Source organism: Chitinophaga sp. XS-30 (assembly GCF_008086345.1).
Taxonomy (GTDB): domain Bacteria; phylum Bacteroidota; class Bacteroidia; order Chitinophagales; family Chitinophagaceae; genus Chitinophaga.
On sequence record NZ_CP043006.1, the window covers coordinates 2,351,932 to 2,374,560 of the forward strand.

At 50.6% G+C, this 22,629-nt stretch carries 18 protein-coding genes and 1 pseudogene; 10 read left to right on the top strand and 9 right to left on the bottom strand.

Annotation, left to right across the window (positions count from 1 at the left end; all coding sequences use genetic code 11):
• Window positions 1-42: 42 nt before the first annotated feature.
• From FW415_RS25745 to FW415_RS09740, 6 genes and pseudogenes are all read left to right on the top strand, one after another.
• Window positions 43-249 (top strand): annotated as a pseudogene (locus FW415_RS25745) (DUF5977 domain-containing protein); the annotation flags it as partial.
• A complete protein-coding gene (locus tag FW415_RS09720; protein ID WP_148384238.1) occupies window positions 228-815 on the top strand; it encodes an SMI1/KNR4 family protein in 588 nt (195 codons plus the stop codon). The pseudogene FW415_RS25745 and the gene FW415_RS09720, both read left to right, overlap by 22 nt.
• Window positions 816-1,303: 488 nt before the next feature.
• Entirely contained in the window at window positions 1,304-1,684 is a 381-nt protein-coding gene (locus tag FW415_RS09725; protein ID WP_148384240.1) for a hypothetical protein, read from the top strand.
• A 30-nt stretch (window positions 1,685-1,714) separates the two neighbouring features.
• Window positions 1,715-2,209, top strand: coding sequence for a hypothetical protein (locus FW415_RS09730; RefSeq protein WP_148384242.1), 495 nt, complete (start codon window positions 1,715-1,717; stop codon window positions 2,207-2,209).
• Window positions 2,210-2,336: 127 nt separating this feature from the next.
• Entirely contained in the window at window positions 2,337-2,579 is a 243-nt protein-coding gene (locus tag FW415_RS09735; protein WP_148384244.1) for a hypothetical protein, read from the top strand.
• A 120-nt stretch (window positions 2,580-2,699) separates the two neighbouring features.
• Window positions 2,700-3,152 (top strand): hypothetical protein, encoded by a 453-nt coding sequence (locus FW415_RS09740; RefSeq protein WP_148384246.1) that lies wholly within the window; start codon window positions 2,700-2,702, stop codon window positions 3,150-3,152.
• Between the two features lie 64 nt (window positions 3,153-3,216).
• On the opposite strand, the gene FW415_RS09745 is transcribed toward FW415_RS09740, so the two are convergent.
• Both FW415_RS09745 and FW415_RS09750 read right to left on the bottom strand, forming a co-directional pair.
• Window positions 3,217-4,404, bottom strand: a complete 1,188-nt coding sequence (locus FW415_RS09745; RefSeq protein WP_148384248.1) for an acyltransferase — start codon at window positions 4,402-4,404, stop codon at window positions 3,217-3,219.
• 486 nt (window positions 4,405-4,890) lie between these two features.
• Complete coding sequence (locus tag FW415_RS09750) at window positions 4,891-5,652, bottom strand: hypothetical protein (protein ID WP_148384250.1); 762 nt, start codon at window positions 5,650-5,652, stop codon at window positions 4,891-4,893.
• A gap of 205 nt (window positions 5,653-5,857) precedes the next feature.
• Between FW415_RS09750 and FW415_RS09755 the strand changes: the two genes are divergently transcribed.
• Genes FW415_RS09755 through FW415_RS09765 form a run of 3 tightly spaced genes read left to right on the top strand, consistent with a single transcriptional unit; the run spans window position 5,858 to window position 8,581 of the window.
• Complete coding sequence (locus FW415_RS09755) at window positions 5,858-6,628, top strand: HmuY family protein (protein WP_168208748.1); 771 nt, start codon at window positions 5,858-5,860, stop codon at window positions 6,626-6,628.
• Between the two features lie 23 nt (window positions 6,629-6,651).
• Window positions 6,652-7,626: a hypothetical protein gene (locus tag FW415_RS09760; RefSeq protein ID WP_148384254.1), complete on the top strand. Its 975-nt coding sequence runs from the start codon at window positions 6,652-6,654 to the stop codon at window positions 7,624-7,626.
• A gap of 58 nt (window positions 7,627-7,684) precedes the next feature.
• Complete coding sequence (locus FW415_RS09765; protein ID WP_148384256.1) at window positions 7,685-8,581, top strand: hypothetical protein; 897 nt, start codon at window positions 7,685-7,687, stop codon at window positions 8,579-8,581.
• Window positions 8,582-8,683: 102 nt separating this feature from the next.
• On the opposite strand, the gene FW415_RS09770 is transcribed toward FW415_RS09765, so the two are convergent.
• From FW415_RS09770 to FW415_RS09790, 5 genes are all read right to left on the bottom strand, one after another.
• Window positions 8,684-9,259, bottom strand: a complete 576-nt coding sequence (locus FW415_RS09770; protein WP_148384258.1) for a DNA-3-methyladenine glycosylase I — start codon at window positions 9,257-9,259, stop codon at window positions 8,684-8,686.
• Window positions 9,247-11,460, bottom strand: coding sequence for a DUF4954 family protein (locus tag FW415_RS09775; protein ID WP_148384260.1), 2,214 nt, complete (start codon window positions 11,458-11,460; stop codon window positions 9,247-9,249). The genes FW415_RS09770 and FW415_RS09775 overlap by 13 nt, the downstream gene beginning before the upstream one ends.
• Window positions 11,461-11,467: 7 nt before the next feature.
• Window positions 11,468-13,306, bottom strand: a complete 1,839-nt coding sequence (glmS, locus tag FW415_RS09780) for a glutamine--fructose-6-phosphate transaminase (isomerizing) (RefSeq protein ID WP_148384262.1) — start codon at window positions 13,304-13,306, stop codon at window positions 11,468-11,470.
• Window positions 13,307-13,399: 93 nt separating this feature from the next.
• Window positions 13,400-17,005, bottom strand: a complete 3,606-nt coding sequence (locus FW415_RS09785) for a TraB/GumN family protein (protein WP_148384264.1) — start codon at window positions 17,003-17,005, stop codon at window positions 13,400-13,402.
• A 53-nt stretch (window positions 17,006-17,058) separates the two neighbouring features.
• The gene (locus FW415_RS09790; RefSeq protein WP_148384266.1) at window positions 17,059-19,407 is read right to left on the bottom strand and encodes a prolyl oligopeptidase family serine peptidase; all 2,349 of its coding nucleotides are present in this window, start codon (window positions 19,405-19,407) and stop codon (window positions 17,059-17,061) included.
• A gap of 325 nt (window positions 19,408-19,732) precedes the next feature.
• On the opposite strand from FW415_RS09790, the gene FW415_RS09795 reads away from it, so the two are divergent.
• A complete protein-coding gene (locus FW415_RS09795; RefSeq protein WP_168208749.1) occupies window positions 19,733-20,320 on the top strand; it encodes a histidine phosphatase family protein in 588 nt (195 codons plus the stop codon).
• Window position 20,321: 1 nt separating this feature from the next.
• Here FW415_RS09795 and mgtE read toward each other — a convergent pair whose 3' ends face one another.
• Complete coding sequence (gene mgtE / locus FW415_RS09800; RefSeq protein ID WP_246858993.1) at window positions 20,322-21,680, bottom strand: magnesium transporter; 1,359 nt, start codon at window positions 21,678-21,680, stop codon at window positions 20,322-20,324.
• A 45-nt stretch (window positions 21,681-21,725) separates the two neighbouring features.
• Window positions 21,726-22,601, bottom strand: a complete 876-nt coding sequence (locus FW415_RS09805; protein ID WP_148384272.1) for a bestrophin family protein — start codon at window positions 22,599-22,601, stop codon at window positions 21,726-21,728.
• Window positions 22,602-22,629 lie beyond the last annotated feature (28 nt).

Genomic DNA, 22,629 nt, shown 5'->3' on the forward strand with positions numbered 1-22,629 from the left:
GTGGTGTCCTTAATAAAATAGGTCTAAGATGAAGGGGCCTACACATCGCTCATCAGTCAGTCAGATGCCAACACGCAAGCCTGGAATGATGTGTCAATGAACGGACAGGCTTATGTAAATGCCCAATCGGGTTGTTATCCGTCTTCGCTGGAGATCATGTATAGCAACTATAAATTAGGCAACCTTCGGCTATCGTTTTCAGGAACAATATGTGGACAATACTTTAAATGGAATCTTTATACAATCTGATTGATTACTTACGCAGTATTAAGGCTCCGGTAACAAAGCTTCTTCGGGAAGGCGAATCCGGAAAAGTCTTGCAATATAAGCTGGAAGGAGAGGGGCTGATTGCCACGAAGCAGCTTGTTGAAGTATATAAAATTGTAGATGGCACTTCAATGAACGAAGATCATTTAGGTCTTCAGTATTTTTTTCCTGGGTTTATATTGGTATCCCTGGATCAGGCGCTGGAATTATATGATGAGGAATGCAAAGAATACGGTTCCTGGCCGGAAGGATATTTGCCGGTTTTTTGGAATGGGAATAGAGATTATTTGCTAGTGAATTGCAGGAGCGAGGATAATGGCGTCTATTATTTTTCCCCTGATGAGTTTAGATTTGATGGATTGGGAAAAATATATGACAGTTTAGATCTACTGTTTATGACTGTTTTGGAGTGCTTCAAGGAAGGAGGGTATGCGCTCGGGGATCACCTGGAAGATATAAATCATCAATATGAGATTGTGAATGTCTTGTCAAAGAGAATGAATCCAGATTCAGTATTCTGGATTATATCGGAGGGGAATGAAGGTTGATGCCTTTGATGAAACACAATCTTCTTGTTATGTAATAGAGGCGTTCTCTACTGGGAGTTTAATAAAAATAATCGCTGAGGACGTAGAAATTTTTGCGATAGATTGATCGTCACATCGGTTCTCTACACAGATATTGAATTAATTCCGCGAAAAATAAGTGAGAAATGGCGTTTAATGGGCACTGCAAAGTATGTTGCAAAGATCAGGTATTTAGAAAATACGACTTGAAAAAGTATTGTCCTCAAATCAGTGTTTTAGGTATTTCATTTTTCGGAGGAATAAAGTTTTATTCCTTTAGATCCCTGCTGATCAAATTTGGACTTAAAAGGAAAACAACGGTTTGAGAGTGTTCTATATGTAATTCTATATTGATAGAATGCCCTTATTGCCACCGGCATCAAATGGAGGGCCTTATGGAAATATGTATCAATTGTGATGAAAAGTATTTTATTTGCGAGTAGTATTTTTTTAGATGAAGCATTCTAACAATGGATCATAATATCGAAAATCTTATTGGGATCCTGAAGAAACAAGCAGAAGTTTTTTTAGAAGATGCAGATGAGTTTTATCCTTTCGGGGCTGCGTTTAACCGAGCAGGTGATGTAAGGCCAATGGGAGTGTTTTTGGAGAATGATCACCCGCAGTCAGTGGAAGTATCAGGCCTATTGGAGAAAGCGATTGACCAGGGGCTTTCCAATGGAGATTATGAAGTAGCGGCTATTTGTCTGGATGTATTTTTGTCCTCCGGAAATAATAAAATATCGGCAATGGAGGTTAGGATGTTTCGAAAAGGAATTAGGGTAAAAAAATGCTATATTCATTACTATAAGAAAAAGGGAGAGTATTTTTTTGAGGATATTGATGTGTAAATTGAAGTGGTGATTTCAAATCGTATTGAAATGCGTAAACTGGATTATTTGATCAGAAAGAATCGTCGGAAGCTGGATATTGTTAGGTATAAGCAGGAGTTGTCAGTGATATTTGATGTGACCTTTAATGATGGCGACTTCCTGGATATGGAAGATTCTGATGTAATTATTTCCAATTTTCTGGATTCATATAGATCAATTCCCAAAAACCTCTGCAAAAAATATAAAGGAGATCAACAAGATCACCTTAGGATAGATATAGATATGCTATGCAAACTTATTGAGGACGAATTTTGGTATCTTATTACAAGCAAAAGCGATACTTGCGGAGTGTGTAAAGTCAATGTAAAAACAGCATTATATAAATACGCCGATATAATAGGACTGGATGGGGATTCTTTGTGCGTCTTATCACTTGATAAGCGTATGGGCATATGCATGGATTACTTTGAAGAATATGAAGATGGTGTGTTGCTAGCAAAGCATGAGTTAGGTTTCTGGGGATTGTCGGGGTGGATATCTTAATGTATGGTTTGTAACTTAGTAAAGCTCCCGATATGACACAAGAAGTTATTTTGTCTATCATTATTTGAACGAGAATATGATCGAAGAGCCACGTTCGTTGTAAAATAGTGAATTATTAAACAGAAGTATGTCGAATATCGAAAGAGTTATTGCTTATTATGAAAAGCAAGGAGAGAAATTTATTGATGAATATGCCGTAGACATTGATTTAGCTTTATTGCGGGAGCTTTGGGAAGCATATGCTGATGATCCAATGTATTATATGGTTTATCCAGTAGGTGAGCTGCAGAAAGAAAAGCTTGAGGAGTTATTAGGCGAAAAGCTGGATTTTAAGAGATATGCATATTATTTAGAGTGCCACTCCCTTTAAAGTAGGGGAAGACGACCGTTTTCATTCCATACGGATTTTTTGCTTCTGCTGCTGTTGCAATGAAAGGTTGAAAGCATATCAATTTCTGCAGCATTCCTTTTTACGTTCTCAAACGTAGTTGTGATCAATGTTATTTTTGATTTTCTATATTACCTGCTTTACAAGGTCTATGCACACTTCAACGAAAGAAGTGCGAAATCAACTGCCGCTGCAATAGTAGGGGGAATGCAAGCAATGAATGTGCTGACTGTAGTTATGTTGATTCAATCCATAGTTAATCCTAAAGGGAAAATTGGTAAACTTATCGCTGTTGTATTGTTCATCTTCTTTCAGGTAGTCACCTATATAAGGTATATGTATCGGAAGAGCTATTCTGTCAAAGTAATAGAAAAAGAGTGGTTGGAGGTAACAGAGTCAGCGAGAGAAAGAAGAAAGGTTTTCTTTTTTCTATACGGAGCTATAAGTATAGTTGGTTTCTTCGGATTAGCCATATATCTTGGTTTCAAAAAAATAGGAATTGATTGGGGAAATACAATATTTATGCGAATAGTTAATATCGATATGATCTTATGACATTTGATTGGAGTGGCCAGGAGTGCCATGCTGAACCAACTTGTTCCTGGTACTAGTGTCGAGATCATACAAACCTACCCAAAAACCTCACCCTCCTCAGCAAAACTGCAGCCCCCCAACTTAAAAAAAACGAAACAACAAACACCACCATAAACTTGACCGACGCCCCCGCTTCCACGGGCAGTAGCGCAAACTGCAACCAGGTGACAAACACAAAATGGATCAGGTAAATCAGGTAGGCATTATGGTTTAAGGATGTCCATATGCGACCGGTGCTGTTCACCATCTTCCTGTAAGTTGTCATAAATGCTATAGTGCTCAACACACAGGAAGCGGTATAGATCGAAAAATATATCATCCACGCGGTAAATTCCTTTAGTTTCCCAGATACGACCAGGTCCCTGAGAATGTTATATTCCGTAAGTATGGTCAGGAAGAGGAATGTAAGCAAGGCAAAGAACACCCAGGTTTTCCATTGTCTTGCAATACCCGATTCAGCGGCGAACAGATGGGCGTTAAAGCGCCCTATGCCAAGAATTACTCCCAGCATAAAATAACCGAAATAGAGTAGTAGCCGGCTGAGCTGAAAATCAAAAGGGCCAACTCCGGTCCAGGTGCCGGCGCCGACATTATGAGCCAACGGGACGTACAATATCCATGTAACAAGATAAAAAACGAGGAACAGCACAATGCCCTTTTTTACGTTGTTGAGCTTGTCTGCCAGGTATGTATAAAAGTTGTGAAGAAAGCGATACGTAACTGCAAAGACCAGGTTAAACAAAAACAACACCCAGATAAACCAGGGCGGGCCGACTGGCCAGTTTTCGACAGTGAAAAAGTCCTGAATGTAATCTGTTACGTTTAACGAGTTATGGGCAATATAATAGGACGGGAAATAGGCGATGAGCATGAGTAATGTTCCACCAAAGAAGAAAGGTAGAAAAAGCCGGTAGAACCTGTCCCTGATGAAACGCCAGGGGCCTTTCTTATCAATGCTGCCCGATAGGAACAGCCCGCCGATCAGGAACATGAGGGACATGAAAAAGATATCATTGAAGTTGACAAAAACATCCAATCCTTTCCATCGCTGTACATCCACGATGGCATGTGTGGAGCGGATATAGGCGGTCTTGTCAAAACTGGCAAAGGTGGTATAAGCTAAAGCAGCGTGATGGGCTATGACCAGGATGGTGATGCTTGACCTTAGGTTATTGACCCAGTCTGTGCCTTGATGGAGTGATTTTGTCTTCATGCTGGAGCCATAAATGGTGACGAGTATATCGGGGGACAGGTAACTGCGTTTTTTTGAGTCATTTCTTCTTTGTTATAGGTCTTGACAATGGGAATAGCGCGTTTTTTGAGCATTTCTGGTAGATGAAATTAAGCTAACAGACGTATTTTTTCAACTCTTCCTGTTAGTACAGGTCTTTTTCTGTTTTGGGTGGTACTTAAAGAGAGGGGATAGGGTGTGTATCCGTGCATAACGGAGGAATAGTACAAGGGACACTGAGAGGTCACCCTGGGAATACCGGGGAAAAGGTGGACTTATAGCGGTGGTGATCTTTTGTTGTGTTGGGCGTGAGTTATGTGAGGGTAGCTGCGAGAGGGGATAGTTTATCCATAATCAGGGCCGCCCGCAGGTGCTGGCTGCGGGGAAGTTCGTGGGTTGCCGTATGTAAGGGTATGTGGTTTTCAGGATAGTTTGCTCACCAAAAATCAGTGCTCAAGGCGGGATAGCCTATTCCCTTTGTATGATGTAGGTGGATTGTTCGCGTGAAGAGGGGAACAGGGCATCCAGGCGCTGCCGTATGGCAATCTCCCTGGGACATTCGGGTTTATGGAAGAGCTGTTGGGTGACCGGCTCCTGCACCGCTACGATATCCGCGGCCACATATTTCCGGTTGCCGGAGGGATGGCCGTCCTTCATGGCCCTGACCTGCAGGGTGACTACCAGCGTTCCCTTCCCCGGCGCATCTACAGATAATGCCGCCCCGGCGAAAGGCTCCCGGGTATCGAGGACAAGAATGGCGGTTTCCGTATGCACCACCTTTCGTTCCGCAAAGCTGATGCATGCTGCGATCACTTTTACCTCCAGGGCGGTGAAGCCTTTGATCTGCGCCAACGCTTGCGCGGGGATATGTAATATCCCATCCGTGGATAATACCGGCGCCACACGGAAGAACTTGTCTATCCCCGTATAGCGGTTGAACTGGAAACCTGCTATGGCCCCCGGGTTGTTACACCCGCCTTTGATAATAGCTTTATTCAACCGGTTAACCCGGCTGCCATCTGAACGGATATCTAGCTCCTGCGCGAAAGCGCTTCTGATAAGCCGCCCTTTTCGGCTGGCGGCGCCGAAGCGCTGTGCAGCCTGGCGGGTGGCGGAGGTCTGCCTGACGGTCTCCGGCATGCAGCGCATGAAATGTTTGCCGTTGCGGTTGTAACCGATCAGGTTACCTACTCTCCCTGTAAAGGTGAGCAAAGATGTTTGTCTGCCCATGAGCAATTGTTTTTGATGTTACCCAAAAATAACGAAATCCGGGGAGGAAGGTTCACGAATGGGTTGGAGGATATCAATTTCTCCCTCATCAATAACTATTTCTCCCTGAATGGTTAGTACACCAAACTACTTTTGCACTCCGGAAACAGTACACATTTTACTAGCAAGAAAAATTTAAACTATGATAAGTTTTAACGAGCGAACTATGCCTCGCCGCAACCAACTATTGACAGTCATTTATGCGCTTGCCGTTGCATCTTTTACACTGATCACTTCCTGTTCAAAGAATGATACCGTTACCCCGGAGGAACCACCGGTAGCGGAAGACACAACCTATTACCGGGTTTACCGTGTTGAAAATCTCTATGCCCCGGTGGATGATGCCAATCCTACCGCCGCCCCCCCGGTTTTCTTCTTCAACCTCTCCACCAGGAAGCATGTGCAGGCAGACTACGCGAAAACGACGGACTGGGATGTCGCGTTCGGCAGCCTGTACAACAGCATCCTCAGCGGCAATAACGGCCTCAATTCCGGCAACTATGGTGCTGGCGCTGCGGGTATAGGCGGCATCTGCATCCTGGAGAAACATTTCGATGAGGTGACCGATATCCCGGCAGAAACAGCGTTCAGCACCCAAAAGGATATCGTAGGCCTGGATGCTGCCGGCGCTTTTGGTACGGGGACCGGATGGTATATGTATGATTTCGGCGGCACCATTGCGGGAGACGGCAGCTATGAAAAGCAGCACGTTGCCTACGCGCTGGGCGAGGGGCTGACCCTTTCCAACGGCAGCGAACTGGCGCCCAGGACCATCGTGGTGCGTACCGCAAAAGGGGATTTTGCAAAGATCAAAATGATCAGCGTGTACGAGAATGCCTACACGCCGGACCAGTGGTTCCGCGAAACGCCGCACATGTATTTCACTTTTGAGTACGTGCTCGTTCCCAAAGGTAGCACGAAGTTCGAAATAAAATAATTCATCAATACGCAACGAAAAGCATGAGAAAAAATATCCCTGTGCTGCTCCCCTTATTATTCATCATGATAATGGCAGGGTGCACCAAGAAAGTGTCATTACCGGAGATACAGACGGGCTGTATCGCAAAGTTCGAGATAGCGACTGCCTATGGCAATATTCCGGCTATTATCAATGACGACAGCAGGCAGATCACCCTTCAGCTGCCCTACTATCTCTATGATCTGAAATTCGTGGACCCGGAGATCCGGCTGGCTGAAGGCGCTACCATCACCCCGGCGAGCGGGGAGAGGGTTGATCTGTCCGCAACGCCTGTTCAATATACCGTTAAAACACGCAATGGCACGGTGGAAACCTATACCCTCATGCGGGAGATATTGCAGCTGGGTACACAGCTCAATGAACTGTCCACCGCGGAAGATACATTTACCTCCACCATGCTGCGGAACATCGCCATCAACGGCTCCCATCTGATCCCGGATACCAATAGCGTAAGGGTCATACTCACCAACACCGCAGGGCAGCAGTTTACCTTCACTCCCAGGGAAGTGTCCCAGGAAACGGTTATCCTGTATATCTATGACGATAATACGATCGACAGCGGGCTGTATCATGTGCAGGTAAAGAACCTCAACGATACCGTGTCCCTGCAATACCCCATCCGTATCAACTACCCGGAGCCGTACCTGAACCTGTCCTACCGGAAAGACACGGTGAAGCAAGGGGACGTCCTTACCATTACCGGCACCAGCATCCGGGGGCTGGAGGCTTTTGCCATCTATAGCAACACCGGCCGTACCAGTGATATCGCTGCCTACTATCATCTGGAGATCGTATCCAGCTCCTTGTCTGAATTGAAGCTGAAAATACCGGATGATCTCCCGGCAGGGCAGTATCCTTCTTCCGGCAGCATTCTCCGAACACGCCAGCAGTTCAACGGCGGCGCATACATTTCAAAGAATTATTCCCAGTGGGTATTAGTGGTTGAACCAAAATAATATATCGATGTACATTACAAATAAATTCCGGCGGCCTTTTGTAAAAAATGCAGCCATTATGCTGATGATACTGTCGGCCTTATCGTGTAAAAAAGAATATGAACAATACGGGCTGAACGGCATCTCGTCGTTTGCTTTTGCCGATACGGCCAATGCGAAAACGCATACCGCTTATATCGATATGGACAGCAGCGCCATCGTCATCAGTTGGCTCTATCAATGGAAGGATGTGGACAGCATAGCCCCGGTGATCACGCTTCCCGAAGGTGCGGTGATCTCTCCTGAAAGCGGCACCGCCGTTGCTTTCAGGAATGGCACGGAATATACCGTGACCGCGCAGGACGGCACCAAAAGGACCTTCAGGCTGAAGAAGGCATTAATGCAGCCAATTCCTTCTTTCTCCATCTTCGGGGATTCGATGATCGTAAGAAAGGGCACATCGAACGGGTTTATGGTGTCCAATGCCATCACAGACCTGGCACATACCAGCGGCGCCCTGGTGAACAATGCAACGGCTGCGGTTACGGGTGTGAATATTTCAACGATTACGTCGGAAAGGATCGGTTTCGACATCCCGCTTGAGCTGCCAACGGGTTATTATACCTTCCGCCTCACAACGGGCCGGTACACCATGGATGCGGATATGGTGCTGCATATCCTTTCGCCTATACCAACTATCACATCCACAGCGCCTGCAGCGGATTTGCAGGCGGGTGACCTGATCACCTTCACCGGAAAGGGGTATGGGGATATTGCAGCAGTCCTGTGCAGCTTGTCCTATAATGGAGAATATATTCCCTTTGCGGTGGAATCGCAGACGGCCACTACGCTGACGGTGAGGGTCCCGGCGGATGCCCCGGCCGGCACATACACCTATGCCCGGCTGATCTCTCCGGACACGGGAGAAAATACATTGCCATTATCAACAGGGAGACGGTTTACTGTTATCCCCTGATAAAAAACAGCCTGCCGGTTGGTAATTCCCGGCAGGCTGTTCCTGTTCTCCAGCAGATGTCATCGCCATTTCCTGCATCAACTGCAGAGCGTCAACGACGGACTACTTTACCCTATGCTTCCAGCAGGAAACAATATGATCATTCACCATCCCCGTGGCCTGCATGTACGCATAACATATCGTTGATCCCACGAATTTGAACCCCCGCTTCAACAAGTCCTTGCTCATGGCGTCGGATTCCGGCGTACGGGCAGGTACCTGGCTCAGGGAAGTAAAACGATGGTCAACCGGCTTTCCACCCACAAACTGCCAGATATATCTATCGAAACTCCCGAACTCCTGCTGCACGGCAAGGAAAGCTTTGGCATTGCCAATGGTGGCATTGATCTTTAAACGGTTGCGGATAATCCCGGGGTCCTGCATCAGCTTTTCCACTTTGGCAGGCGTATATCGCGCGATCTTTTGCGCATTCCAGTGATCAAAGGCTTTGCGGTAGGTCTCCCGCTTGGTGAGCACGGTGTACCAGCTTAGTCCGGCTTGCGCGCCTTCAAGGTTGAGCATCTCGAAGAGATGGGTGTCATCGTGATTGGGAATGCCCCATTCCTTATCGTGGTAATCCATATACAGCTGGTCTTTCAGGCACCAGCTGCAGCGGACGATATCCTTTACAGTTCCCATTTTTTGATCATTTCTTTTACCTGTTTCTTATACGTTTTCAACTCCGCAATGGTCTGCTGGATGAAGCTGTTATCTTCCAGCTTCCCTACCACGGCTTCCATCTCAGCTTCGTTCTCGTAGGTCATCCGGCGGAACGGATTGCGGTAGTCCTTTTCCCGGGAGTGGTAAATGCCCTCCGTAAGCTTGCCGAAAGTGAAAACGGACTGGTCCAGGAATTTTTTGAACGCTGCTGCCGTCAGCTCCTTCGCGGTTAATCCCTCCAGTTGAAACAGACAGGCGAAGGCATGCTGCAGTTTTTCCCGCTCATAGGTAGTGCCAATTTCCCGCCAGGCATCATGCAACTGTGGCCAGCTGCCGATCTTGCCTTTGCGGATGCGCTGCTTCAGGTCTTCCATCACTTCTGCCCGGATCAATTGACCGCCTGCATTGCTCCAGGCGCTGCGCTTCACGTTCTTGCAGAATGCCTGCAATGCGGAGAAGGAATTGAGCTGGAATGCCGCGGCATTTTTGATGAGGTTGCGGATGGCATGCATCGCGATCAGCTCACGGAAAAGAGGGTACGACTGGTGTATCTTCAGCAGCTGTACCTTGCGCTGGCTGTTCTCGATGTTTTCGCCCAGTATCTCCATCTTCGCCACTTTCGCATTTTCCTCCAGCAGCAGGTTTTTGCCTGTCTGGCGGATGGCGTTGCGGGATAATTTGTCCGTGCTTTTTTGCTGTTGGGCATAGTAAGCCTTGCCCACGGCCAGTTCCATCAGTTCCAGCGCGTCCATGATCTCTTCCACGGAGTCCGGCCCCAGGTAGTCGTATTCGATGGGCTGCGTCTTGTCCGTACGTTTGTCCCTGTCCACATACTTCCAGGAGTTGCGCGCCAGGGCGTACATATTATGCATGAAGAAATAAGCGGGCATCACCTTCAGCGTATTTTCATGTTCGTCATTCACGATCAGGCTGAAGGGAAAAGGCACATGCAGCTCGCTCATGTAATTGCCTTTGGAGATGAGGTTGAAGCTGGCGAATTTGGAATTATGCTTGAGGCTGACGCAAAGCCCCGGCCAGAATCCCCGGCCTGCAATGATCTCGCCGTCCGCCCCGCGGGAGTTGTGATTGGAGCCGATGGTGGCGCCTGCGGCCATATTGCTTTGCCCCATTACCAGCGCGGCGCAGAGGAATGAGTTGTTATGATGCTGCTCATGTGCCGGGAAGATGAGGGAATTCAATACTTCACAGCAGGAGATGGTAGCATTGTTGCCCAGGTAGGAGTTGATCAGGCGCGCGCCGTATTTGAGCTGTGAATGGGAGGCCATGACGAAACGCACGGCCTTTACGCCGTAGAATACGCGGCAGCCCAGTCCCACAATACCGTTCACCAGCTCGCAGCCTTCCCCGATCTGTGTGGGAGCGCCGGCTTCGCTGTTGATGGTCACGTTCTTGATCTTGTTGGCGCCTTTGAGATAGGCGTCTGTTCCGATGGTCACGTCCTTGATGATCTTGCAGTTCTTGATCACCGTACGGTCGCCCACCATGCCGTAATATCCTCTTCTTTTATCGAACTGTTTTTCGGTGAATGCCTTGAACTTGTCCATCAGCACCTCATCGTGGCGGCTGCGTGTCCAGAGCCAGGCATCACCGGGCAGCATGCCATCGAAAGGCATCACGCTTCTGCCGCCGTTCTCGTTGCAAAGCTCCATCCAGATGCGCACGCTTTCCGGCTCGCCTTCCTTGATGATGCCGTTGCCGAATTTGGCATGGTCCGTCACCCCCATTTCATTCACATTGGCAATGATCACGTCGTTGCCGATGATGTAGTGGGAGAGGAAGTTGACATTATGCACCACCACATTGTCCCCGAAATCGCAGGAAGCGATGGTGCTGTTGTATAATCCTACCGGCAGGCGGAGGTTATGGAATTCCAGGAAATAAGGCTCCAGTTTCCCGATGCGCACCATACCGTAGAAGTGGCAGTGCTGCACGAGATTGGGGTCGAACTCGTTGTCTACGAAGATGAGGTTCCAGTCATCCGAGGTATTGTCATTCCGCACGAGGGTCTCTATTTCCCAGGCTTTCAGCTTGCGGTGCACGGTTTCTTTTCCTCTTTGCTGATCGCGGAGATAATATTCAGTTTTGCCATCCGGCAGCCAGGCCTGATCGATGAACTGATAGCCCAGCTGGCTGAGCGGTTTCTTTTCTATATGGTTCATAAGGATATTATTCTACAGTTACTGACTTCGCAAGGTTGCGGGGCTTGTCCACATCCAGCCCTTTCAGTACGCCGATGTGGTATGCCAGCAGTTGCAGGGGGATCACGGAAATGATCGGTGCTACCAGCTCGTCGGCTTCCGGCACTACGATCACATCGTCCGCCATGCCGGGGATCACCTGGTCGCCTTCCGTGGTGATGGCGATCACCATGCCTTTGCGCGCTTTGATCTCCTGGATGTTGGACACGATCTTTTCATAATAACTGTCTTTCGTGGCCACGAACACTACGGGCAGGTTTTCGTCCACCAGTGCAATGGGACCATGCTTCATTTCCGCGGCGGGGTATCCTTCCGCATGTATGTACGAAATTTCTTTCAGCTTCAGGGCGCCTTCCAGCGCTACGGGGAAGTTGTAGCCGCGTCCCAGGTAGAGGAAATCCCGGGCGTCCTTGTATTTGTCCGCGATCTTTTTTATCTGTTCATTCAGTTCGAGGGCAATGGCTACTTTGTCGGATACATCTTCCAGTTCATCCAGCAGATGCTGGAAGCGCTGTTCCGTGATGGTGCCTTTTTCCATCGCCACTTTCAGTCCGATGAGGGCGAGCACGGCAAGCTGCGCCGTGAATGCCTTGGTGCTGGCCACGCCAATTTCCGGCCCGGCATGCGTGTACACGCCGGCATGGGAAAGCCGGGCAATGGAGGAGCCTACCACATTGCAGACACCAAGAATGATGGCGCCCTTTTCCTTGGCGCTTTCCATCGCCACCAGCGTATCCGCCGTTTCGCCGGACTGGGATACGGCAATGATCACATCGCCTTTGCCCACTACCGGGTTGCGGTACCTGAACTCGGAGGCATATTCCACTTCCACGGGGATGCGGCACAGCTCTTCGATCATATATTCCGCTACCAGCCCCGCATGCCAGGAGGTGCCGCAGGCTACGATGATGATGCGTTTGGCTTCCTTCAGCAGATCGGTATGCTCACGGAGACCGCCGAGCGTGAGTTTGCCGGCTTTGGCGTCCAGGCGGCCGCGCAGACTGTCGAAGATCGTCTGCGGCTGCTCGAATATCTCTTTCAGCATGAAGTGATCGTAACCGCCTTTCTCGATGGCGGCCAGCTCCACATCCAGCTTCTGGATATAAGGTGTTTGTATCTCGTTGGAAATATTTTTGAGGATCAGTTCATCCGCTTTCACGATCGCGATCTCGTAATCGTTCACATACACGACTTCCTTGGTATATTCCACGATGGGGGAGGCATCGGAAGCGAGGAAATGCTCTCCTTTCCCCACGCCGATCACCAGCGGGCTGCCTTTGCGCGCGGCCAGCAGGGTATCGGGATTGTCTTCATCCACTATCAGGATCACATACGCGCCCACCACTCTTTTCAGCGCGATGCGCAGCGCTTCTTCCGTGGAGCATTGATTGCTTTTTTTGATCTCCTGTATAAAATGGATCAGTACTTCCGTATCGGTATCGCTGGAGAACTGGTGGCCTTTGCTCAGCAATTCTTTTTTCAGCTGGCCGTAATTCTCGATGATGCCGTTATGCACCATGGCCAGTTTGCCGTCTCCGGAAAGATGGGGGTGCGCATTACGGTCGCAGGGCTCGCCATGCGTAGCCCAGCGGGTATGCCCGATGGCCAGCACGCTGTGGAGGTCTTTCCCCACCACATGGTCTTCCAGCTCTGCTACTTTCCCTTTCTTTTTATATACATTGAGTTTGCCTCCGTTCAGCAATGCCACACCGGCACTGTCATATCCGCGGTATTCGAGACGTCTGAGACCTTTGATAACTACAGGATAGGCTTCCCGTTTTCCTATATAGGCTACGATTCCACACATGTTGAATAGGTGTTTGTTTGTGGTTAATCCCTGCAATATGGGAAAAAATCTGCAAAAGGCCTTCGCTAATTCATGTGTTGAAACATAATTTGTCTAGTAATTGCTGTCCATGAGCATGCCGCGGTTAAAGTCATCATCCCAGCCATAGCGGTTTTTATACTTCACCTGCCGCAGCACTTTATTGAATTGCTCGGCCACCGGTTTTTCTTTGCTGTAGCGGATATTGGTGAATTGTGTGAGCGACTGGTTGCCGGAACTCTGTTTTTCATCATCCGGTTGCAGACCGCTGATACCGAGATACCATTCTTCATCTTCTTTCTGCCTGAATTTATACAGGTACACGGTGCCTTTTTTAAAGCGGTGCACGGTATGCTGCTTGCCTAACAGCACTACGGAATCCAGTTCGATGTGATAGGGAACGTTGCCGTACAGCACGCTTTTGGCAATGGATTCCTGTTGTTTCCAGGCGGAAGGGAACCGGTCCAGCTGATTGATCTCCTTTAATGCCAGCCACAGGTAAATGCGGTATTTCTCCTGTGCCGCAATGCTCAGCAGCACACTGTCCGATGCCGGCCATTGATGATGCAGGTACAGCCGTGCCAGCTGTATCTGCTGCAGCGGGTTATTGCTGGCTTCGTACCGGGCGAAGAAGCGTTCGGCGTTTTTGTTCCCGTTGCGGTAAGGGAACAGCAATACCGCGTATTCATGCAGGGAAACATTCTCCTGCCGCATCCGCGATCCAGCGTTACGCTCATTTTCATCACGGTCCATCAGGTTCTGTTCGCCGGCCAGCTCTTTCTGCACTTCCACCCGCGCATCAAAAGCGATCTGGCTGATATAAGGCGCATAAACGGAGGGTTGCACGGCATTGCTGTCTACCAGCTCCGCCAGCAGACCGTACACGGGTCCTTTGTAATCGGTCAGCGCCGTCAGTTTCAGCATGTCCGGGAACAGGGTGGCGGCCAGTTGCAGGGAGTCCTGCATGGCGGAGGTGATCGCATGGAGACTGTTGTCATCGCTGAAAATGGGGATCTCCTGCATCACCAGTTCCTTGAACAAGGCATAACCGGCCGCGGTCTGCTGCCTGACAAGGCTGAGCAGGATGCTGTGCTGCAGGCTGGCCGTATCGTTTGCCGCCACATAGGCTTCCCGCAGGAAAGGCAGTATGGCGGGATGTTTGATGAATCCCAGCTCCTGTATCAGGTCCCGTTTGATCTCCAGGTAGTTCTTTTCCGTGGTGTTCCAGCCGTGTATCAGCGCGATGATCGCCGGGGCATCTTCATCGCGGTAGTTGGCCATGCCGATGGATTTGCGGGCCTGCGCTTTTGTGGTGCTGTCCGTGCTGTTAAAATCGGTGATGAGCGCTTTGCCTTTGCTGATGTAGATGGATGATCCGAAGACCGTATCCGCCGGTTTGAAGGAATCGAAGAAAGTGCTGACGAAAGCGGAAGGCCCGGCCGTTTCATCTGTAATGGCGCGTACGGTGTATTGTGCGCCGCCGCGAACGATCACTTTCGCCAGGATGGTGCGGGAGCAGTTGGTATCCCGCATTTTCAGCAGCAGGCTTTCCGATTGCGGAAGCCGGTCGAACTGCCGGGTAGCGATCACATAGTTCCCTTCATCCGTCAGGTCTTTTTCCTGGCTTTGCCAGAACTCCGCGCTGTCTTTCGTGCTGAAATAGCGGGAGAATTTTTCGAAGGATACAACGATCTCCTCACCCGTGCTGTCTGAGCGGAATGTTTTGCTGCGGGAACGGTAAAGATATTCCTCTTCCTGCATGCCGCCGCCGGAAACGGCTTCCACCAGCGCATCATCGTCATCCGGTGCAACGGCGGTGGTGACGGAATAATGAAGACTGGTGTCTGTATAAGGCAGAAAGCTGTTGTAATGCGGGTTTTGCGGCGTGAAGGAATGGAAGAATGCCTGCGCGGCCTTTTTGTCGCCCCGGTATCGCGCCGACAGCACATAGTAATAGGTGCCGTGCAGCAGTATGCGGGTTTGCGTATAACTTTTGTCCGTATTCTGATTGACGATCTCCAGGCAGGGCCGCCCTTTGTGGCGGATGAATTGCCGGCTTTTCTGCTGTTTGATGAATGACGATAACTGGAAACTTTCTTCCGCAAAGCTGATGTCCGTCGTATCTTCTTCCAGTATCCCGTAATCCGGAATGGCTTTGCGGATCACCAGGAAGCTGTTGCCGTTCTGCCTGTCCAGCGCTTCGTATTCCATCCTTTTGCTGAGTGAGCGCAAGGCGAAATTGGAGCCGGAGACGGGTGTATGCGGAAGCTTCACGTAGAAGCTGTTGTCCGGCGCACGGTAATCCGTCCATACCGATGCCGCAGGCGCCTGCAGCTGGATGGAGGTAAAGAAACGGGCCGCTTCTTCTCCCTGTGCATATTCCCCGGTGCCGCTGAGTTTGAAGATCATCACTTCAAACGGGGTGATGAAGATCTGGTACCGTTGCAGGTCGCCGCGGCGGGTACGGTTGACGATATCGAATCCTTTATGGCTGTTGTTGGTAATGCTTTTCCGGGTGATGATCCTGCCCGGGATGTTCTCATACAGCAGGCTGTCCACCTTCGCATACACATCTTCGCTGGTTTGCCCGAGGCTCAGCGCGTTGGTGCGGATGCGGCTGACGAGGTAATAAGCCCCGTTGGCAAGATCGGCGTACTGCAGCTGGTTAAGCATGGTGAGACTGCTGAAGTTGTACAGCTTGCCGGGCAGCTCCGCTTTGATCCATCCGTCCGGCGAAACGTACGGCTGGAAGGTAACGGGCGCTTTTATCTTTTCGAGCTGCTCCTTTTGTTCGCTGTCCCGGTTGGTCATGGCAATGGGCCTGACCTTGTAACCTGCTTTGCGCAGCATATGGATCAAACCGCGGTCGCCGGGCAGATGTGCCGCGCCTACGCCGGCGAACAGGGCATCTTTCCGGATGATGGAATCGATGGAGCGGAACATGTTCTCGTTGCGCTTGTAGAGGAATTTTTCCAGGAAAGCGGCGGAAGGGAAGCTGGCGGAGGAGAGGGAATCCAGCATATCCAGGTCCCCGCGGCGGTAGGCATCGTTCAGCTTGTCGCCTGATTTGTCCGTGTCCCTGTTCAGTTTCCGTGTTTTTTTATCCTTGCCCGCATCGCGGTAGGCTTCCAGCATGAGGCGCTCCGATTCGGCAAAATCCTCTACACCGGTAGCCCGTTTCCCCATTTTTTTGCCCACCTGGTAGATGTACATATCCAGGAACGTATCTTCCTCAAAGTCTTCCCTGGCGGCAAAAGAGCGGTAGAGCAGGTGATTGATCATTTCCGGGCGGTAGATCAGCCCCGTCCGCACCATATCCGCATACGTTCCTATTGTAAATGCGTCTTTGGACATGATGCCCGCGCTCATATTGGTCATATAGCTGGCGCTGAGGCGGAGCATGCTGCTTTTGGAAAAGTCTTCCTGCAGCCGCTGCGGATCAGTTTCCAGCGCCACAACATCGGCCATGCGGATGCAGTGATAAAAGGAATCGCTCAGGTGGAACGCCAGCTTGGAGCTAACGTGCATGGTGCCGAAGAGGTAGGAGGGTTTAGCGAGGCCGTTGCCGGATATCTCCCAGAGCAGGCCCTGGTATTTCTTTTTACCTGGCTGTTGTGCCAACACCAGTGTGCCCGCGGATAACAGCAGGCACGTCAAAACACATCTTTGCAAATAGTTCATAAACGGCTGATAGGGAATTTTGTCTTCCCAAATATACTGATTTACCGTTGGTATCACTTTAACAACACATCCTCAAACAACCCCAGTATCCGCTTGTACTCATCCGTCCAGCTGCTGGGCGTGGTAAAGCCATGATCTTCCACAGGGTACACCGCCAGCTCCCAGTTATCTTTTCCTAGCTCTATCAGCCGCTGGCAGAGGCGCACGATATCCTGGAAATGCACATTGGTGTCTACCATGCCATGGCACATCAGCAGATGCCCTTTGAGGCCATCGGCAAAATAGATGGGCGATGAGCGGCGGTAGGCCAGCGTATCCGTATAAGGTTCATTCAGGATGTTGGAGGTATAGCCATGATTGTAATGCGCCCAGTCGGTCACGGAACGTAATGCCGCGCCTGCGGCGAAATCATCGGGGGTGGTGAACATCGCCATCAGGGTGATGAACCCGCCGTAGCTGCCGCCGTATATACCGATGCGTTTGGGATCTACGCCATGCTGCTGTGCCAGGAAACGGGCGCCATCCACCTGGTCGGTCAGGTCTTTGCCGCCCATGTGCCGGTAGATGCCGGTGCGCCAGTCGCGGCCATAACCCGCGCTGCCGCGGTAGTCGATGTCCAGCACGGTGAAGCCGAGGTCTGTCAGCAGGTTATGGAACATGTATTCGCGGAAGTAATTGCTCCAGAATTTATGGGCATTTTGCAGGTAGCCTGCGCCATGCACGAAGATCACGGCGGCCCCGTTCTTTCTGGATGCTTCGGGCAGGTAAAGCCGTGCGGGTACTTTGGCGTTATCGCGCGCGGTAAAGGAGATCACCTGCGGTTCCCGCCAGGGATAGGTGCGGAATTCGGGGGATTGCGCCTTGTCCGTGATCTGCATGGGTTTTGCGCCGGCCTTGTTTTCCTGCAGGTACATTTCCCAGGGTTTGTTGGAGGCGGAATAGAGATAGGCGATCCACTTTTCATCCGGGGAAAGGCTTACGGTATGCGCACCGGTCATACTCGTGATGCGTTCCGCTTTTCCACCGCTGACGGGCAGGCGGTAATATTGCTTTTCTCCCGGATGCACGGCATTCGTGAGGATATAAAAATGTTTTTTGTCCTGCGCGGGCTTAACGTCCTGTACCTCGTACTGCCCGCTGGTGAGCGCTTTCTTCTTTCCGGTGGATACGTTGTAAGTGTACAAATGCGAATAACCGGTGGCTTCGCTCTGGAACCACAACGTTTGTTCATCTATCCAGCCGATATTGCGGGAATGGATACCGGGCCCGCCGATCCAGGCTTCGTCCCGCTGGCGGTCTATCAGTTTGAGTTTGCCGGTAGCGGCATCCAGCTGCATGATCCAGCGGTCTTTATTATCCTGTGAGCTGACTTCCACCACGGCATGCGTGCCTTTGTCCGACCAAATGGGAGCGCTCACCATCGCGCCGCGCGGTTTTGCTTTGCCGGTATCGTTGCGGGCGTAATCCGGACGGTCTGTGATACCGGGCAGATCGGCTGTCTTCACCGGCAGTACCGTATCTTTTTCACGATCATAGATGAAGGATTCGAAGCTGCCCTGCGGTGCGCCTACTTTTGACCGGCTGCGGATATCCTGCGTGTAACCGCTTTCCGTTACGAATGCCGGTACGATGGTATTGTTATCCCCCGAAGGCGAACGGTAAAGGCGGTAGGAGATGAAACGGCCATCGGGACTGATATCCACGCCACCGAGACTTTTATCTTCGAGGTACAGGGAACGCAGCCGCTCCGGTTTCGGCATATCGTCGTTATAGGCGGTAGCAGCATCGGATTTTGCTTTTTTGTCCTTCAGCACATCCATCAGTTCCAGCTGCTGCGCTTTCAGGAATTTCTCCTGCGGGGTGCTGCGTTCCGGCCGGTCTGCCGGTTTGCTGCCGGAAACGAAATCGGTCAGTTGTTCTATCAGTCCCGTTTTCAGCTCCCAGGTAAACAGGTTGCGGCTGCGCTGAAAGAGGATGCGGGTATCGAGGAAGGCAAAGGCCGCGCCGGATTCTATTTCGGCGGTGCGCGTAATGCGTGTTTCTTTCCCGGATGCGAGGTCCAGCAGGAACACATCGCCCTGGTAGGTGTACACCAGCTGTGTTCTGGCCAGGTTGTAATTGCCGGAGCGCTTTGCCTGGATGTGCAGTCTTTCAGCCGGGAGGGTCTTTACCGGTGTATGTTTCTTTAGCGTAATGGCGTAGAGGGAGTCAGCGGGGGATTTTTCGGGATTCCAGTTGAAATATACCGTTTGCCCGTCTGTGCTCCAGAAGAGATTGTCCGGGGAGGTGCCGATCCATTTCGGGTCGCGCATGATCTTTTCAACGGTCAGGGGGGCGGCTTGCTGGGCATAGACGGGGGAGAGCAGCAGCAGGCTTGCCAGGGAAAGCAGAAGTTGTTTCATTTGATCATTTCTATTTTTTACGGGTCAAATGGGATTGCATCTCATTTGATCAATTGTATTTTTTACGGGCCAAATGGGATTGCATCTCATTTGATCAATTGTATTTTTTACGGGCCAAATGGGATTGCATCTCATTTGATCATTTCTATTTTTTACGGGTCAAATGGGATTGCATCTCATTTGATCAATTGTATTTTTTACAGGTCAGATGGAGCCTTGCAGGGTTCATCTGTTGATTTTGGTCAGCCCCGCAACAAATCAGGATTTGTTTTGCATGAATAGGGCGGAATTTCATAATTTGTTGCAATATAACAAACAGCAGCGCATGATGGTACGTAAAATGATAACCGGTATAAGCCTGGTACTGATGCTTGCCGCCTGCGGGGGCGCGGGAAAGCAGGCCGGTGCGGAGCTTTCGGAAGACAGCACTTTCCTGACAGGCACCATTTATCTCGTACGCCATGCGGAGAAATACCCCGGCGCGGATTCCACCCTCTCACCCGCCGGGCGCCGGAGGGCCGGCGCATTATACCGCTTGCTGAAAGATTCATCCATCAGCAGGATCTATTGTACGCCTTTTAAACGCAGTGTGCAAACCGGCGACTCCCTGCGCATCCTGCAAAAGATCGATACGGCCTTCTACCGGCCGGATAGCACGGGGGAATCATTGCTGTACGAGATCAGCCGGCGTGGGGACTGGGGAAAGCACATCCTGGTGGTGGCGCACAGCAATACCATGCTCCCCATTCTGAAAAGCCTGAATGCCAAAACCCGGCTGGATTCCATTGCGGATGCGGACTACAGCAACCTGTTCATCATTCATAAAACAAAAACAGGCACCGATGTGCAGCATATCCGGCATTTGCTGCACCAGCAGGAAGAAGTGTTGACCGAAGAGACCGGGAAGGAATGAACTACAACAAAATTCCTTTCAGGAACATATACGCTACCGAGAAGTAGATCAGCAGTCCGGTTACATCCACCAGCGTAGCTACAAAGGGCGCGGAGGAACTGGCGGGGTCGGCGCCGGCGCGTTTCAGCAGCAGTGGCAGCATGGAGCCGGACAATGTTCCCCACAATACCACACCGATCAGCGAAACACCGAGGGTCAGCGCTATCAGTACCGTATGATCGCCATACGTATTGAAGAAATAATTCCAGACCAGTATCCTGATGAAGCCGATGAGGCCAAGCACGCTGCCCAGCATCACACCGGAAGCGATCTCGCGGCGCATCACCCTCCACCAGTCTTTGATCGTCAATTCGCCCAGGGCCATCGCCTGGATGATGAGGGTAGAGGCCTGTGAGCCGCTGTTGCCGCCGCTGGAAATGATCAGCGGGATGAAGAGCGCCAGCACTACCGCTTTGGCGATCTCATCCTCAAAATAGGTCATCACCGATGCGGTGAGCATCTCCCCGATGAACAGGATGATGAGCCAGCCTACCCTTTTTTTGAGCAGGCTGAACAGGGGCATATCCAGGTAAGGTTCGTCCAGCGCTTCGGTACCACCGATCTTCTGTACGTCTTCCGTATGTTCTTCATTAGCGATCCAGAGCATGTCGTCTATCGTAACGATGCCAAGCATCACGCCATGGTCGTCCAGCACGGGGAGGGCTACGCGGTTCTCCAGGCGGAATACCTGTATGGCCTCTTCCTGCTCATCGTTCACATGCAGGGATACAAAACGTTCGTCCATCAGGGTGCTGACCATCGTTTCCGGCGATACGAGCAGGAACTCCCGGATACGGAAGTCGTCCAGCAGTTTGCCTTCTTTATCAATAACGTAAATAACATCGATCGTTTCACTGTCCCGCCCATACATACGGATGTGGCTGAGTACTTTGGCCACCGTCCAGTGCGCTTTCGCCGCGATATAATCCGGCGTCATGATACGGCCCACGCTGTTTTCCGGATACCCGAGCAGGGAGAGCGTGACCTTCCTTTCTTCCGGCTCCAGCAGTTTGATGAGTTCCTGCACCACCTGGCTGGGCAGCTCTTCGAGGAAGGCGGTACGGTCATCCGGCGGCAATTCGTTGAGCAGTTCGGCGATCTTGGCTGGAGGGAGCATTTTAAGGATCTCCTCTTGCGTGGGAAATTCAAGTATCCTGAAAACCGCTGTGGCGCGACTGAGGCTGAGGTATTTGAAGACCAGCGGCGCATGGTCCGGCTCTTCATACACAAGTTCCGCAATATCCGTGATCAGCTGGTCATCCAGGAAAGCTTTCAGCTCCCCGGTGTCCTGCGCTTTCATCAGCTGCTCAAACCGTTCCATGATGACTTCATTTTCCATAAGATCAGACGCTTCGTAAATTGACAATTACAGTATCTCCTGAACGTGCCTCCGGATATTGGCACTGATCGTTTCCGTAGGCAGGTCGTTCGCATCCTTGCCGAAGGGATCTTCGATCTCTTCCGCAATAAGCTCCAGGCTCGCCAGCACATAAAATATAAAAACGACCATGGGGATGACAATATACCCCAATCCGAACACATATCCCATTGGCAGCGTCATCACATAAAAGAAAATGAACTTCTTCAGGAATACGCTATAGGAAAAGGGGATGGGGGTATTCTTGATGCGTTCGCAGGCGCCGGATATGTCCGTCAGCGCTTCCAGCTGATGGTTGAGGGTGATGAACTGGTCGCCCGTGATCACCTGCTGCCGGTACAGTTCATTCACTTTGGACAGGATGAACCCCGCCACCTGGTTAGGCACATGCATGCCGCTATGCAGATGGGAAAGCTCTTCTTCCGTAAGGTTCTCCAGCTTGTCCGGATGAAACTCCCCCCGCAGGTGATCTTTCAGCGTATAAGCAAAATTGGGGATCATATGCCGGAACCAGGCGCGGGAGGCATGGCCCGCAGGCAGTATGCCGTTCAGCTTCAGGGAAAGATTGCGGGTGTTGTTCACCAGCGCACCCCATTGCTTGCGCCCTTCCCACCAGCGGTCATATGCCGTATTGGTGCGGAAGACCAGCAGCAGCGAGATCACAAAGCCCAGCAGACCGTGCATGGCCGTGATATTGCGGATATGGTCCTTCTCCGACAGCTTCAGCACCTCCAGCTCCAGCCAGGCGATCCCTGCGGAGTATATGGATAAGGCCACGAACATCGGGAACAACCGCTTCACCGTATCCGCCCGGTGAATGCGGAAAATAAATGTAAACCAGTCTTTCGGGTTGTAGTTGATCATACGCACAAAAATAACATCTATTATGATT